We start from the raw sequence: 14,670 nt of genomic DNA, 5'->3' as shown, positions 1-14,670 counted from the left end.
TTCCTGGGAATCTGAGACCGTTTCACCACGCTTTCCGAAGCTGGATACAATAGCCGGTGTTTGTGACATGCCGTGCGGGATCCGTACATCCGGCCCCACACCCGGCCCACAAAAGTAGCGTTCCAAAGAAGGGAAGAGCCGTGCCGCATATGAACGTCGAGTCTTTCAACCTCGACCACCGGAAAGTTTCCGCACCCTACGTGCGGGTTGCCGATATCAAACGCCTGCCGCACGGGGACGTCCTCACCAAATACGACATTCGCTTCTGCCAGCCCAATAAAGAGCATCTGACCATGCCGGTCATTCACTCCATCGAGCATTCCTTCGCTGAATACTCGCGCAATCACAGCGACGCCGTGGTCGATTTTTCCCCGATGGGCTGCCAAACCGGCTTCTACCTGCTGCTCGCCGCAGAACCGGACGTACCCGGCACCTGCGAGCTGGTGGAACAAACCTTCCGCGATATCCTGGCCGCCACCGAAGTCCCGGCCGCGAACGAAGTCCAGTGCGGCTGGGGTGCCAACCACAATCTCAAGGCCGCCCAAGAAGCGGTGGCCGCCATGCTGGCCGGGCGCGCGACCTGGGAGCAGGTGATGGCCAAGTGAGCCGCGCCTGCGCCCTCGCCCCCGGCGGCACCCGGCTGCGCGCCCTCATCATCGCAGCTCAAGACGAAGAAATCGTGCCGGTCCTCGCGGCCCTACGCGCCGAACCTTTCTGCGCCACCACCCCGGCCACCGCCGAATCCCTCCAGTCCATCTTCCCCACCGAGCTGCGCGGCGCATCCGGCGTGAACGTCCCCACGAACCTCGGTCCGGTTCTCTGCCTGCGCACCGGCATTGGCCTGGTCGCCACCGCGAGCGCACTCGGCTGGGCGCTGGCCCGCTACCGCCCCGAGGTCATCATCTCGGCCGGGTCCGCCGGCGGCCTGGCTGCCGATATCCGGGTGGGCGACGTCGTTGCCGGAACCCGCTACCGCTACGGACGCGCGGACGCAACCGTCTTCGGCTACGCACCCGGGCAGGTCCCCGGTGCACCCGAGTATTTCGAAGGCGACGCAACCCTCCTCGCCGCGGTCCCGGAGAATGCGCGCCGCGGCGAAGTCCTCTCCTCCGATGCCTTTGTCACGGCCGCGAATGTAGAGGATACCCGCACCCGTTTCCCGGACGCACTGCTCACCGATATGGAATCGACCGCCGCCGCGCATACCGCCGCGCTCGCGGGCATTCCTTTTATCACGATCCGTTCCGCCTCGGATCTATGCGGCCCGCAGGCCGGGATCGACTATCACATCGGCATCGACGAAGCCGCCGACCTTTCCGCGCGCGCGGTCACGGCCACCCTCGCGCGCCTGGCGGAAACTTCGCCGTGGCACGGCACCGCGAGTGGATCACGCACCCGCAGCCTGCCGCCGCGTTTTTCACACCTCGCACTCGAGGCCGCGATTCTCTATGTTTTCGGCCGTGTTCACGCCACTGAGGGCGACGACGCCGCAGCGCCCGCCGCCTCACTTGATGCGGAAATGGTTGCGGATGTGCGCAGGGCGCTCGGGGATTGCGCCCTGGACGCGGACGAGGTGCTCGCCTGCATCGCCCGGGCCCAGCGCGCTATTGCGGCCGATCCGCAGCTCACCCTCACGGCAAAGCAGTACGACGCCGAACGCCTGGCCGTCACGGAACAGGCAGGCGCGGAATCCGGGCGCGGGAAACTGACCTGGCCACCCACCTCGCAAACCGTAATCAAGCGTTTTTCCGGGTATTGGAACGAGGCGCTCCAGGCGGTCGGGCTCTCCGTGAGCAGCGGGCGCAAACGCGGTGCCTTGAAATTCACCACCCAGGATTATGTAGATGCGTTGCGCAGCCACGCTATCGCGGCGCGGCGCAACGGCAAGAACGTCAGCTACAACGGGTACGTGGAGTGGCTGGCCGATTCGGGCAACCAGGGCACCTACCCCTCCGGGGCCGCGATTCGCCAGCGCTTTGGCTCATGGTCCGCGGCGCTGGCCGAAGCGGGAATTAGCTAGCCGAAACAGGGCTGAGCTAGCCCGGCGCTGCGCGCCTAGTACACCGCGCCTAGTACACCTCGGTGGCGCCGATCTGGTCGAGCATCCACGCCACCTCTTCGGCGCGCTCCCGCCAGGCGTCATAACGCCCGGTTTTCCCGGCGTGCCCGGCCACCATCTCGATGCGTTCCAAGATGGGGCGGTCCGGGCTGGGCTTGGTTTTCTCGCGCAGCACCTGGACCCACTTCGTGGGCTCCACGTAGAGCACCCGAATATCGTTGAGAGACGTGGTGGCCAACACCGCCGGGTAACGCACGCCTTCGCGCACATTCTCCACCGGGCTGTAGTCCTTCATATAGGCATACACCTCCGGAGAAGCCACCGGGTTACCCCATTCTTCCCACTCGCCCACCGTCAGCGGGAGCTCCGGTTTAAGAATGGTGGTCAGCGCATCCACGAAGGGCACCGCGGCATGCACGGCTCGGAAAAGCTCGGGGGCCTGGTTGATCGCCGCACCGATCAGCAGGCCACCGGCGCTGCCACCTTCCGCCACCAGGCGATCAGGTGCCACCCAGCCGGAGTCAATAAGCCACCGCGCCGAATCCACGAAATCATTAAATGTGTTTTTCTTGCGGAGGAGTTTTCCGTCGTCGTACCACCGGCGCCCCAGTTCACCGCCGCCGCGGATATGCGACCACCCGATAACGACGCCGCGGTCGAGCAAGCTCAAGCGGTAAATAGAGAAATAGGGCTCGTTCGACACTTCGTAGCTGCCGTAACCGTAGAGGTAGCCGGGATTGGTGCCATCCGGGTGGATATCGGCACGGCGCACCACCGTGAGGGGGATCTCCACACCATCGCGGGCGGTCACCCATACCGCATCCTGGGTGTACAGCGAGGGGTCATAACCCGGGATATCAAGAGTGCGCAGCACCTCAATATCACCGGTGCGCGGGTCGAAGGCCTTTTGGGTGGGCGGCTCCAGGATGGACTGCTCCGTGAAGACCACCCGCGAAGTGAACCAATTGCCCTCCGGGTAGGTTTCCACGAAGCTTCCCTCGCCGGTGGGGATAGCCACCGGGGCACACCAACCGTGGTTGGGACGTGCCGCGGCCGGTTGGGCGGGCGCCGTGGTGGCGGCGTCGTTCCCCGAAACCGCGCGGGCATCTGCACTGGCCGTTGCCAACGGGGCCGAACCGATAGCGCTGGCGGCAGAAAGTGGACGTTCGCGGCGCATAACCCGCAACTGCGTTTGGCCTTCGGAACGCATCGAAATAACGGCGTGGCCGGCGTAGGCCTCCACGTAATCGACGCGCTCACCCTCCGCGGGCACGAAAATGGGATCCCACTCTTCCGGGGTGGAGGTGCGCAGCGGCGCGGAAGCTACCTCGAAATCGGGGCGGTTGGCGTTATGGACGATAAGGACCTGATCGCCGGCGGGCTCCGCGGTGTATTCCAAACCCTCGCGGTGCTCCAAGACCTTGACGCGCTGCTCGATATTCTCTGTGGAAATAAAACGCACATCCGAGGAGGTCACCGAAGCGGAGCGAATAATAATCCACTTGCCGTTGCGGGACTGTTCGTGATCAACGGAGAAACGCTCGTCGTTTTCCTGGAAGAGGACCGTGTCATTAAAATCGCCGATGCGGTGGAGGTTGACCTGCCATTGACGCCAGGAATCATCCACGCGCGAGTAGGCAACCGCGCTGGAATCGGCCATCCAGGCTAGGCCGTAGCCAATATCGCGCACGGAATCATCAACGATCTGGCCGGTTTCGATATCGAAAATGCGCAGGGTGAAATGCTCATCGCCCGTGAAATCCACGCTCATGGCGCCGAGCTTGCCATCCGGCGAGGGCATGAATCCGCCGCAGAGGAAGAATTCTTCCCCGAGAGCAAGCTCGTTACCGTCCCACACCGGGAATTCCGGGAAAGAGGTATTCAGGTCCGGGCGGGCGGCTCCGCGGGCCGGGGTGCGGAACATCGCCGGGTACTGCCGATCCTGGAAAGTGCGCCGGTAGTACCACCAGTCTCCCACCCGGTAAGGAAGTGCGCGGTCAGCCTCCTTGGTGCGCGCCTTGAATTCGGCCACGAGGTTATCGCGCAGGTCGCTCAGACCCGCGGTTTGCTCCCGGAAATAGGCGTTTTCGGCGTTGAGAAGCGCGCGGACATCCGGATCGGATTTATCACGCAGCCACTCGTAATTATCCACGTAGGTGTCGCCGTGGAAAGTGCGTTCGGTAGGGATTTTCTTCGCGATCGGGCCGATAGTCATGGAGGGATTCTACTGGACAGGAGGTGATTGGTGCGCGTGGGCGTGCGCTGTTGCGCGGCACCGTGCGCGCGGGCGTGTGGTACGACGGCGCAGCCGCCGGCTAGCGCGGACGTCGTCACGTTAGCGGGCAGAAGGGAGCGGGCGGAAGGGAGCGAGAATCTCACAAACCTCAGCAGTCACACCAACATCTGGGGATGGAGCATGTGTTGTCCGGGCTGTACTTCGCGTGTACGACATTTGCAGTACAGCCCGGAAAAACACCCCGCCCCGCCGGCTAGGGCACCTGGGTACCGAGGGGATGGGCCACAGGATGCAAATTGGGGAACATCGGGATCTTGTAGTGCAAGCCCAGAACAGAAAACGGGCCACAATGGTGTGTAGATTTGCATCCTGTTGCGGGCCAGTTGAGGTTTACAGACCTATAGGGCCCACAACCGGGGCCTATAGGCCAAAAAATGAGGACCGGCCCTGGACTACTCCAAGGAGCAGCGGTACCGGTCTTGGTGAGATAACTTTACCGGATCATCAAGAAAACGCGAGCCTGCTTGGATTCTAGTCAGAATCTACTCACGCCAGGGCGGCTTTGAGCAGGTCGCGGGCCGTTGAATGGCTTTCTTCGCTGCCGGTTTTCCGGCTTCCGAACGGAACTACGCGCGGTCAGCCGCGGCGGGAGAATTCACGGGAACGCGCGACGGCGAGGGAATCGACCAGCTCGTTGGCGGCATCACCAGCGTGGCCTTTGACCCATTCTACTTCGGTGCGGCCGGTGCGAGACTCGTACAGCGTGAGGAGGCGCTCGACGAGATCACGATTCTTCACCGGCTTCCCGTCCGCTTTCTTCCAGCCCTTCGCGCGCCAACCGCGCGCCCATTTCGTCATGACATTAATGACGTACTGCGAATCCGCGCGGATAAGCAACGGCGCTTGGGTACCGTGCTGAGCCGCCACATATTCCAAACCCTCGATGAGCGCCGTCAGCTCCATAATATTATTCGTGGTGCGGGCCGCTCCTCCGCTATCCCGCGCCCCGCTGAGCTGCTCAACCCAGGCCCAACCACCCGGTCCCGGATTCCCCGAGCACGCCCCATCGGTGGCAAGCACCGCGGCAAAGCCCGGGCGCGGGCTGCCGACCGGGCTACCGCTCCCGGGCGCCAAGGCTGGAGCGGGGCTGGCTGCGGCGGCGTCGTACCCCTCATCTTCATCCATGCCCGCGAGCGGCAGCAGACCCTGCACCTCGTTAGTCACGGCCTCCGCGGTGGCTGTGCCGCCCGCATCAGTATCCACAACCGCGCGCAGCAAGCGCTCGGAATCCGCGTGCCACAACACCCCGCTTTCGCGTCCCTCATCAGCTAAACCGTGGCGGGAAGCGAGCGGGGACGGCGCGGCGCCGTCGGCCAAACCTAAACGTTCGAGGGCGGCGAGGGTAGTGAAAGTATCCGTGCCGCAACGTTCAGCCAATTCAGCGGTTGTTAACCAGGTTGTCATAGCTTTAGGGTAGCGTGCCGGGCGGTGCGACCACGCATCCCGGGGATTCCGCGCAGTTATCCACAGGGCGTGGCGGCGGGCGCGCAAGGCCACCGGCCCTGTGCATACGCGCACGAAAACCGTTCCTGCCCGGTACCCTTGTACTAGGGAACCCTGTTCGGACCCAGAATAAGGAGAATAATGCTCAACCTAGCTGAATATCGCGACGCCCTGAAGCTCGACGACGAGTGGCCCGCGCCCGCCCCCTCGAAGCGCACCGACCGGGAACTTTTTGAGATTGCCTTCGGCGGTCTGGATGGCGACCTGGCGAAAATGACCGACCGGGAGCTCTTCACCGAACTCAACCACCGCCTCATCCAGCGTGATCCTGAAGAAGTTAATGAGGATGTGTCACGCGCGATTGACGTGCTGCTCTACCGGCTTTCCGGCTACCTCGGCCGCACCGAGGCACGCCACCTGGCTCGTATTTCTGACATGATGCCGGAATCGGAATACCCCGCTCGGGATAAAACCGTGATCTGGCGCGGGGATGCGCGGGAACTCGTGGTGGACGCGGTGGTCAATGGGGCGCGCCCGAACCTGCTGGGCTATCGTGATTACAATAAGCCCTCTATTGACCAGGCGATTCACGGCCAGGCCGGCCCGTGGCTGCGCAATGATTGCGCCACCCTGTACTCGATGTCGAATCGCGAACTGGAACCGGGCGAAGCGGCGCTGACCCGCGGGTATCGCCTGCCGGCACGCTACGTGCTCCACACCCTGCCGCCCACGGTGGAAGGTGAGGTGACGGATGCGGATCGCGCGGCGCTGGCCAGCTGCTACACCCGCTGCCTGGATCTGGCTTCGGACAAGGGTGATATTACCTCGGTGTCCTTCTGCTCGTTGGCCACCGGCCATTCGCATTTCCCCTTCGCGGAAGCCACCCGGATTGCGTTGGATACCGTGGCGCAGTGGCTGCACCAGAATCCGCGCTCGAATGTGAATCTGGTGGTCTTTGATATCTTCGCTGATGAAGATGCGGAACATTTCGTGCGCACGATTGAGCGCTGGGTGGAGGAATAATGAGCCAGGGAACTCCTGACTCCGTGGATCGCGGCCAATCTGGGTTCCAGGGTCAGTACGGTGCGCCCGCAGCGGCGGGTTCGGATGCGGGCGTGGGCCCTGATCCGAGCGTCGGTGCGGCCGGGGGCGCTGCTCCCAGTGCGGGCACCGGTGCTGACCCAGCCGGCCCGGCGTGGCCGCCTTCCGCGCCTCCCGCGGTTCCTGCTGGGGAACAAGAACAGCACCCCAGCAGCCGCGGCTTCTGGGTGATGATCACCGTGCTGGCGATTATTGCCCTGGTGGTTTTCGCGGTGCTGCTCACCCTCGGCTCGTCCAACGGGCGTTTCGGGGGCAGCGCAGCGCCGCACCCCACCACTACCGCCACCGCACCGGCCACGCCTGGAGCAGGCGCGCCGGGCCAGGGCGGATCGGCCCAGGGCGCGCCGGGAACCATCCCGAATACCGCGCCCGGCCCCGTCGAAACGCGCTATACCCAGCTCGCCACGGATCGCGGTTGGGTGGCCGGTCAGGATTACATTCCCACTCAGCCCGATGAGATTCGCACCCAGCTCCAGGCCCTGCCGCAGCTGGAGCCGTCCTCCGGGCAAACCGCCGGGGATCCCAAGGCCCCCGTGCACGTCACGATCTACTCTGATTACGCATGCAGTTTCTGCAATAAACTCCACGCGGAATCCGTCCCGCAGCTCCTGGAACTGGCCAAGAAGGGCGATATTTACTTGGCTTACGTGCAGGTCCCGATTTTCAAGGACACCGTGTCCAGTGATCGCGCAGCCGCCGCCGCGCACGCGGCCGGATTGCAGGGCAAGTTCTGGGAATACTCGGCTCTTCTTTTCGACGGCGCAGCTGCCGCCGGCCACGACCCTGACAAGGCCGCGTCAATGTTCTCCGATGAAAACCTCGATGCTTTCGCCAGCCAGGCAGGCTTGGATGTGGAGGCTTTCCGGGCTGCGCGTGACAGCTCCGAAACCACCAGCTTTATTGCCGCCCAGGAATCTTTAGGCCTAGAAACCCTGGGGCTGCGCGGTACCCCGGCGATTATTATCAACGGCACCGCGAGCACCGGCTACCAGCCACTCTCCGCGATCACCAATACGATTGAGCTGGAAAAGGCGCTCGTGGACTCGGCGGGTTAAAGATTCTAGGCAAGCTACACTCAACGAAAATCAACAGATAGAGAGCAGAGTATCCGTGGTACGTGCCCGACGCTAAAACCTCCCCATCCGGTGAGGCTGCGCCCCAGAAACACTTGAGGTGTCTCGGTGCATAACCGAGGCACTCTTTTGGGCACCTTATATACAGATATTTCGGGTAGTCCTGTTATTCCAACGCCCTATTTCCGAGTATCGCTTTTCATGTCCTGCGAGCTTGGCCTCTCCGGTATGCACATCCCCTATGGCATTCTTTGCATATTTTGGAGGTAAGCGTTCATGGATACCCCTATCCTCGAAGCTATCGCGGTAGAAAAAATCCACCCGAAGAAATCAACACCGGCCCTGACCGGCGTCAATCTTGCCCTACATCCGGGAGAATTGGTTGCCGTTATCGGCCATAACGGAGCGGGAAAATCCACGCTCTTCGATATCCTTGGTGGGCTCATGAAACCCACCCGCGGCACGGTCACTAATTCCGTAGCCGCAAGCGCTATCGGCTGGTGCCCGCAGCGCGAGATTATCGACTGGTCCCTGACCGTGGCACAAAACATCCTCGTGGGCCTTGATCTGCGGGGTAACCGTTGGCATCGCCGTGCTGAAATTGAAAGCATCGCCGCAGTTCTGGGCCTTTCGCGTTTCCTTGACCGCACCGCGGAAACCCTTTCCGGCGGGGAATTACGCCGCACCCAAATCGCCCGCGCGATTATCGGTGACCCTCGCCTCATGATTCTGGACGAGCCAACCACCGGTCTGGATCCCACCGGCATTGACACCGTGTTCAGCTACTTGCGCTCCCGGGTGGAAGAAGGGCGCACCGTGCTGGTCAGCACGCACGAGACCTCTAAGTTTTCCGAGTATTGCACCCGGGTTATTGCTCTGCGCGGCGGGCGCATTATCGCCGATATGCCCGCAGGGCAGTTTATGGCCCATTGCCCTGGCAGCACCGACCTGTGGGAAGCCCTCCAGGCGTTCGAGGCCCTCGAACCACCCAAGAATCCGGAAGCCGCTGCAGCCACAGAAGCAGAAGAAGGAACCCCGCTCCCATGAAAAAATCACTTATTCTCACTAAGTACCATATTGCTTCCCTATGGAATTGGCGCGGCGTCTACCTCGGCCGCATCGTCGAACCGCTGGCATATTTCGTATTCCTAGTTGTCGGTATTTCCGGGATGCTCGACAGCGCGCAGAGCCGTAACTACCTCAGCTACGCCTTCACCGGCATCGTCTGCCTTCTCACGTTCCGCGCTTTCGGCTACGCCACCTCCGATATCTCCAATGACCGCAAGTGGGGGGTGTACGCGATTTTCATGATGCAGGGCGGGAAGGTGTGGGGCTATCTCGTATCGATTATCGCGGTGGCATCCCTTGTTTTCCTTGTCCAATTCGCAGCGGTAGCCCTCGCCTACCTGGGCTTATCTGTTGCGAGCGGCTCCGGCGTGGACGGTGCCGCTCTTGTGGCGGGGCTGCTTATTGCGTTTCTGGTTGTGTGGGGCTGGGTGGGCCTGGGCGCCGCGGTAGGCGCCCTGGTCAATAGTTACGAGGCGCGCGATATGCTCTCCACTTTCACCACGCTGCCGGTGGTGCTCTCCGCCCCGCTTTTTTACGAGCTCAGCTCCGCGCCCACATACCTTCAGGTCATCGCGCGCTGCAACCCGCTCACGTATCACGTGCAGTGGATGCGTGCCCCGGTAGCTGCGGATTTCGTGTACGCGCTACTCTGGGTTGGAACGACGACGGCGCTAGCCCGCTACGCCCTCAGCCGCGCAGATAGGCTCAGCTCCGAGCGGTAACTCCCCGGCCCGGCGGCCCGGGGTATTCACGAATACTCCACAGGGTATGTGCAAAACTCGTAGCCTCGCCTCACACCTCCGGCGCATCGACGGCCTGCCACATCTCCCACAGCCGGGCGTATTCCCCGCCGCGCGCCACCAGCTCATCGTGGCTGCCCAGTTCAGCAACCCGCCCGTCGATCATGACGGCCACCCGGTCCGCGGAATGGGCACTGTAGAGGCGATGCGCGATGGAAATAACGGTGCGCCCTTCCAGCACCCGTGCCAGGGCGCGCTCTGCTGAACGCGCCGCATTCGGATCCAACATTGCGGTGGCCTCATCCAAAATAAGGATCTGCGGGTCGAGCACAATAATGCGCGCCAGCGCTAGCTGCTGGGCCTGCGCGGGAGAAAGCTCCCGCGCCCCACCGGCCAGGCGCTCCTCCAGCGGCAGATCCAGTTCCACGGCCGCGAGCGCGGCCCGCATCTCCTCCTCGCTGGCATCCGCGCGGGCCATGCGTAGGTTATCGGCCACCGTTCCCACGAATACATGATGTTCCTGCGTCACCAGCGACACCGTGGAATGCAGGTGATCCTCACGGATCCGAACAGCATCCGCCCCGCCAATCCGCACGGTTCCGGATTCGGGCCGGTTAATACCGGCAATCAACCGGGCCAGCGTTGATTTACCCGCCCCGGAGGGCCCCACGATAGCCAGATGCTCCCCGCTGCGCACCTCCAGATCCACGCCCTTGAGCGCGTAGGCGCGTGGCTCGCTCGGCCCGGCGTCGTCGTGCTGGGTGCGGCCGTAACGGAAACGCACCCCGCGCAATTCGACGTCCGTTCCGCGCGGCACCTCGGGGCGCGACTCCGGCGGAACCGTATCCACGCCGAAAATGCGGGCGAAAGACACCAGGGAATACTGCAATTCGGTGATGAACCAGCCAAGCTCTTCGAGCGGGCCCGCCAATTGGATCGCGAGCATCGTGACCGTGATGACTTCCCCAAGGGTGGCGGCGCCGCGCGGGATGAGCAACGCACCCACCAGCGGCGTCACCAAGACCGGCAGCCACACGGACAGCGCCACGCCGGCGCGGAACAGCCACACAATCCCCGCGCCGTACGTTTCCACCCGCACGTGTTCCTCGATGAAGGTGCCCAGGCGCCCGAGGCGCACCCGGCCCAGGTTGAGGGCATCCACCGTGGTTTTTTGAGTCACGGTTTCGGAAACGGAACCCGCGAAAGCAGCGCGCACCGCGCTCCCGGATTGAAACACCGGGACGATGCGGCGCAGGAACCAGCGCACCACCGCGACCACCAGTGCCGTGAAGAAAAGCGTCCAGCCGAGGGCCGGGGCCGCCAGCAGCGCCGCGCCCAGCGAAACACAGACGGTGGTCACCAGCACCACGAGACTGGAAATTCCGCGTTGGATGAAGAATTGCACGCGGGTGATATCGTCCGTGGTGCGGCCCAGGAGATCCCCGGAACCGGCGCTTTCCACCAGGTCAAGGGGCAGGTGGGTGATGCCGTGCACAACGCCATCACGCAGCTGGGCGAAGATGCGGTTGCCGAAATATTCCGCGCGCAAGTCCGCGAGGAACGTGAACAGCGTATGGACCGCGACCGCTCCGAGCATCAGGGCGATGAGCCCGGCCGCGCGGGCGGCTGCTTCCGGGTGGCCGGCGATATCTATGGCCCGACCGATCACGATAGGCGAGATGACGGCCGCGATCGCCGCCACTAGTTGCAGGCCCACGACCAGGCTGAATTCACCCAGGCGCCCGCGGACAATGCGCAGCAGGGCGCGCACGGAAAAACGGCGCGATGCGATAGGAAGGATCATGCCAGCTCCTCTCCGGTTTCCCGCACCACGATGCGGCGGTAGTCCGGGTGGTCGAGTAGGTGCGCGTGCGTGCCGCGCGCGATTTCTTTACCGTCACGAATAAGAACGACGACGTCAGCCGCCCCCAGCACCAGCGGCGATGCCGAAACAACCACGGTGGTGCGCCCCTTCCGAGCCCTGGCTAGAGCAGCCGCGATACGAGCCTCGGTGTGGGAATCCACCGCGGAGGTGGGATCCACGAGGATGGCGATATCCGGGTCGCTGGCCAGCAAGCGGGCCAGCACCAGGCGCTGGCGCTGCCCACCCGACACATTGCGGCCGCGCTCGGTCACCGCGCCGTCCAGGCCGCCCAGCGAATCCACGGCATCGCGGGCCTGGGCTGCGGCCAGCGCGGCGGTGAGGCGATCATCGGCGCTGGTATCCGCGGGGGCGTGCTGGTGGCCGGCCTGCCCGCTCGAATAATCCTCGAAAAGCTGAGCGAGGGTGCGGGCCGGAACCTCCGGGGCGTGCTCGCCCTGCAGGTTCTCGCGCAGGGTACCGGCGAAAAGATCAGCAACCGGCCCGGAATAGCGGATATGGGCGCGCAGTTCATCCAGGGGAATATCGACGGCGCGGGCGTCGCCCGGGGTGAGCGCCTCGCCCGCCTCACCGTCAGCTGGCGTAGTGGGCCAGCGCAGGTGAATGTCGGCGTCGTCGTTCATCCGCGCGAGCCTTGCCGCAATGGCGGTGCCCTCCTCCACGTTCGCGCCCACCACGGCGGTGAAACGCCCGGCTTCGATGTGCAAGTCCGCCGCGGCGTCGTACAGCGACACGGTGCTCCAGGCCGGGGGAATCACGGTACCGGTATCGGGCAGCAGCGGTTCTGCCGCGAGCGCGCGGGTGATTTTTTTGGCGCTCACCCAGGCGCCCACCGCGGTCGCCGCGAAGCTCGCGAACATGACGATCGGCATGGAGAGGATGGCACAATAGCCGGCGAACGCGAAGAGTTCGCCGGCGGTGAGGTGGCCGCTCAGCAGCATGCTCACTCCCACGGTGACGATGACCGCCTGGAAAATAAGCGGACCGCCGTTCGTAACCGTGGACATGAGAGCGCGCGAGGGTGCGGCGTCGAAACCGGCCTTTTTGACCGCTTCCGATTGTTCGCGGTAGCGCGCATTGTAGTAATCTTCCCCGCCGACGCCGCGCATGACCCGCAGCCCGACCACGCCATCCGTTGCCAGGGTGGTGAGTTTGCCCTGTTCTTCGCGCAGCGGTTCACGCCATTTGGCCATGACGCGCGAAATCCAGGAGATGACCGCCATAACGAGCGGCAGGCCGATAATCACCGCGAGGCCGAGCGGCACGCTCATCCGCATCATGAGCACGGCCACCAGCCCAAAGGATAGGAACGACGCGAGCGTTGCCGGCGTATTGATGAACATCGAGCCGACCATATAGGTATCCGAGTTGAGCACGGAGACGACGTCGCCCGTTTGCATCTCCAGATTGGTGCGGCGCGGGAAAAGCCGGGCGGCGAGGGTGCGCTGCGGATTAATCATCGTGCGCATCCAGATCACATTTTCGGGGATTTCCGTGCAGAGTGTCAGGGCAAGAACAAGGGTGGCGACGACGAAGGCCCCCGCCGGAGCGAGGAGCTCGGACGTGATGCCGTGCTCCAGCCCGGAATCTAGCATTTTCCCGACGAAGTGAATTTGGCTGACACTTGCTACCGAGGTCAGGCAGGCAATGAGCGTGGTCAGTGCGATCACCCCGGCATTTTCGCGGCCAACGGCGAGGAGGAACGCGAGGGGGCGATTCGGGTAGGCGTGAATATGTTCTTCGGAGAAGCGCAGCGAACGCGGGCGGAAGCCGGCGAAGCGGGAGATATGCGGGGTGGATGTGGAGGCGGCCGAGGGCTGGGTCATGGGATTCCTCAAGATGCTGTGATTCGAATATTCCGTGGAGCTGGATCAGGATGTGGATCCGAAGCCGAGCTAGAGCCGAGCGGGTTCGGGGCTGGAGCTGAGCGGAGCACGCAAAAGTTGCGGCGGTACGAGGAGCTGGCGCGAGGGCGCCGATGTACCTACCGGTGAGTGCTGCGTGCGTGACCTGGCGTGACTGCCGCGCTTCAACGCGAGGCGCCACGCCGATCTAGAGGAATAGTTGAATGCCCATGGGCGAAATCGTAGCACAGAAATTTCGGGGGCCGCGCGCAACTCTGTTCGGTAGCCACGCGCCCGAAAGCCGAGCGTTCCGTATACCGAGTGCCCGATAAGCCAAAGAACCATAAACCGGGTGCCCTATAACTCCAATCTCAGGAGTCACACCTGTACCTGCGGAGGGACTATGTGTTGTCAGAGCTGTACTTCGTATGTACGACATCCGCAGTACACTCCGGAAAACACATACCGGGTTCGGCGGCCTACGCGCTCGCGATATTGCCCGCGCGCGTGCCAAAATCCAGCAGGCCCCGCAAAGTGTGCGTCACGAACCTCGCAGCCCGCAAAGTGTGCGTGAGGAACATGGAATCAGGTGAAAACGGTACTCACACGCACACTTGTTCGCGATGAAGGCTCGTCACCGAGTCCGGGGTAAACATAGTGCAAATTCCGGACGGTCAGGGTCGCGTAGTGCAAACTCAGAGCAGAAATCAGGCCAAAATGGTGCGTAGATTTGCACCCTGTTGTGGGATCGCTGTTGAACCCTCAGCAACACGACCCGGAGCCGGCATGCGAAAAGCACAGAGCCGCACCCGAGCGGCTCGTTATTTGTAAAGGCGAAAATCAGTGTCGCCTTAACCGCTACCGCTTCCGCGGGCGGGTAGCTGGGTGCCGGTTTAGTCCGAGGCCAACTACGTATTGAGTATCGCAGTCCGGCGGTGCTGCCGTCCAGAGTTGAAATGGGTAAACCAAAATAACTGAGGGATTACTACCACGGTGTGATGCTACCGATTTGTGGCGCGATATCACGGAAATCTATTGCCATGACCAACTGTGGTGCTCAAGGGGGGAGTTGAACCCCCACGCCCTCACGGGCACACGGACCTGAACCGTGCGCGTCTGCCTATTCCGCCACTTGAGCAAGTGCACGTATGAGCTTATCGTCTC

The 14,670-nt window shown here is 63.2% G+C and carries 10 protein-coding genes and 1 tRNA gene; 6 read left to right on the top strand and 5 right to left on the bottom strand.

Annotated features, from left to right (window positions below; translation table 11 throughout):
- Positions 1-149: 149 nt before the first annotated feature.
- Together QP828_RS04380 and mtnN are read left to right on the top strand one after the other, a co-directional pair.
- Positions 150-605 carry an S-ribosylhomocysteine lyase gene (locus tag QP828_RS04380; protein ID WP_126135944.1) on the top strand — a complete coding sequence of 152 codons (456 nt, stop codon included), beginning with the start codon at positions 150-152 and terminating at the stop codon, positions 603-605.
- On the top strand, positions 602-2,020 hold the full coding sequence (gene mtnN, locus QP828_RS04375; protein WP_274732479.1) for a 5'-methylthioadenosine/S-adenosylhomocysteine nucleosidase: 1,419 nt from the start codon (positions 602-604) through the stop codon (positions 2,018-2,020). The genes QP828_RS04380 and mtnN overlap by 4 nt, the downstream gene beginning before the upstream one ends.
- Positions 2,021-2,069: 49 nt before the next feature.
- Here the strand turns inward: mtnN and QP828_RS04370 are convergent, their stop codons facing one another.
- Both QP828_RS04370 and QP828_RS04365 read right to left on the bottom strand, forming a co-directional pair.
- Complete coding sequence (locus QP828_RS04370; RefSeq protein ID WP_274732480.1) at positions 2,070-4,274, bottom strand: S9 family peptidase; 2,205 nt, start codon at positions 4,272-4,274, stop codon at positions 2,070-2,072.
- 657 nt (positions 4,275-4,931) lie between these two features.
- Complete coding sequence (locus QP828_RS04365) at positions 4,932-5,759, bottom strand: ribonuclease H family protein (RefSeq protein WP_274732481.1); 828 nt, start codon at positions 5,757-5,759, stop codon at positions 4,932-4,934.
- 180 nt (positions 5,760-5,939) lie between these two features.
- Between QP828_RS04365 and QP828_RS04360 the strand changes: the two genes are divergently transcribed.
- The 4 genes from QP828_RS04360 to QP828_RS04345 all read left to right on the top strand — a co-directional run bounded on the left by QP828_RS04360 (position 5,940) and on the right by QP828_RS04345 (position 9,762).
- Positions 5,940-6,821, top strand: coding sequence for a macro domain-containing protein (locus tag QP828_RS04360; RefSeq protein WP_274732482.1), 882 nt, complete (start codon positions 5,940-5,942; stop codon positions 6,819-6,821).
- Positions 6,821-7,954 (top strand): DsbA family protein, encoded by a 1,134-nt coding sequence (locus QP828_RS04355; RefSeq protein WP_274732483.1) that lies wholly within the window; start codon positions 6,821-6,823, stop codon positions 7,952-7,954. Before QP828_RS04360 ends, QP828_RS04355 begins: the two co-directional genes overlap by 1 nt.
- Before the next feature lie 294 nt (positions 7,955-8,248).
- Positions 8,249-9,019, top strand: coding sequence for an ABC transporter ATP-binding protein (locus QP828_RS04350; protein WP_274732484.1), 771 nt, complete (start codon positions 8,249-8,251; stop codon positions 9,017-9,019).
- Positions 9,016-9,762: an ABC transporter permease gene (locus QP828_RS04345; protein ID WP_274732485.1), complete on the top strand. Its 747-nt coding sequence runs from the start codon at positions 9,016-9,018 to the stop codon at positions 9,760-9,762. Before QP828_RS04350 ends, QP828_RS04345 begins: the two co-directional genes overlap by 4 nt.
- A 70-nt stretch (positions 9,763-9,832) precedes the next feature.
- Here the strand turns inward: QP828_RS04345 and QP828_RS04340 are convergent, their stop codons facing one another.
- The 3 genes from QP828_RS04340 to QP828_RS04330 form a co-directional block, all read right to left on the bottom strand.
- Complete coding sequence (locus tag QP828_RS04340) at positions 9,833-11,584, bottom strand: ABC transporter ATP-binding protein (protein ID WP_274732486.1); 1,752 nt, start codon at positions 11,582-11,584, stop codon at positions 9,833-9,835.
- Complete coding sequence (locus QP828_RS04335; RefSeq protein WP_274732487.1) at positions 11,581-13,488, bottom strand: ABC transporter transmembrane domain-containing protein; 1,908 nt, start codon at positions 13,486-13,488, stop codon at positions 11,581-11,583. The genes QP828_RS04340 and QP828_RS04335 overlap by 4 nt, the downstream gene beginning before the upstream one ends.
- Before the next feature lie 1,069 nt (positions 13,489-14,557).
- Positions 14,558-14,644: transfer RNA gene (locus QP828_RS04330), tRNA-Leu, on the bottom strand.
- Positions 14,645-14,670 lie beyond the last annotated feature (26 nt).

It is taken from the genome of Actinotignum sanguinis (genome assembly GCF_030230305.1).
GTDB lineage: Bacteria > Actinomycetota > Actinomycetes > Actinomycetales > Actinomycetaceae > Actinotignum > Actinotignum sanguinis.
This window is presented reverse-complemented; position numbering and strand designations above follow the sequence as displayed.

Coding starts and splice junctions, on each gene's coding strand:
- QP828_RS04345 (WP_274732485.1), top strand. CDS start 9,016: ATGAAAAAATCACTTATTCTCACTAAGTACCATATTGCTTCCCTATGG.
- QP828_RS04380 (WP_126135944.1), top strand. CDS start 150: ATGAACGTCGAGTCTTTCAACCTCGACCACCGGAAAGTTTCCGCACCC.
- QP828_RS04365 (WP_274732481.1), bottom strand. CDS start 5,759: ATGACAACCTGGTTAACAACCGCTGAATTGGCTGAACGTTGCGGCACG.
- QP828_RS04340 (WP_274732486.1), bottom strand. CDS start 11,584: ATGATCCTTCCTATCGCATCGCGCCGTTTTTCCGTGCGCGCCCTGCTG.
- QP828_RS04360 (WP_274732482.1), top strand. CDS start 5,940: ATGCTCAACCTAGCTGAATATCGCGACGCCCTGAAGCTCGACGACGAG.
- QP828_RS04370 (WP_274732480.1), bottom strand. CDS start 4,274: ATGACTATCGGCCCGATCGCGAAGAAAATCCCTACCGAACGCACTTTC.
- QP828_RS04350 (WP_274732484.1), top strand. CDS start 8,249: ATGGATACCCCTATCCTCGAAGCTATCGCGGTAGAAAAAATCCACCCG.
- QP828_RS04355 (WP_274732483.1), top strand. CDS start 6,821: ATGAGCCAGGGAACTCCTGACTCCGTGGATCGCGGCCAATCTGGGTTC.
- QP828_RS04335 (WP_274732487.1), bottom strand. CDS start 13,488: ATGACCCAGCCCTCGGCCGCCTCCACATCCACCCCGCATATCTCCCGC.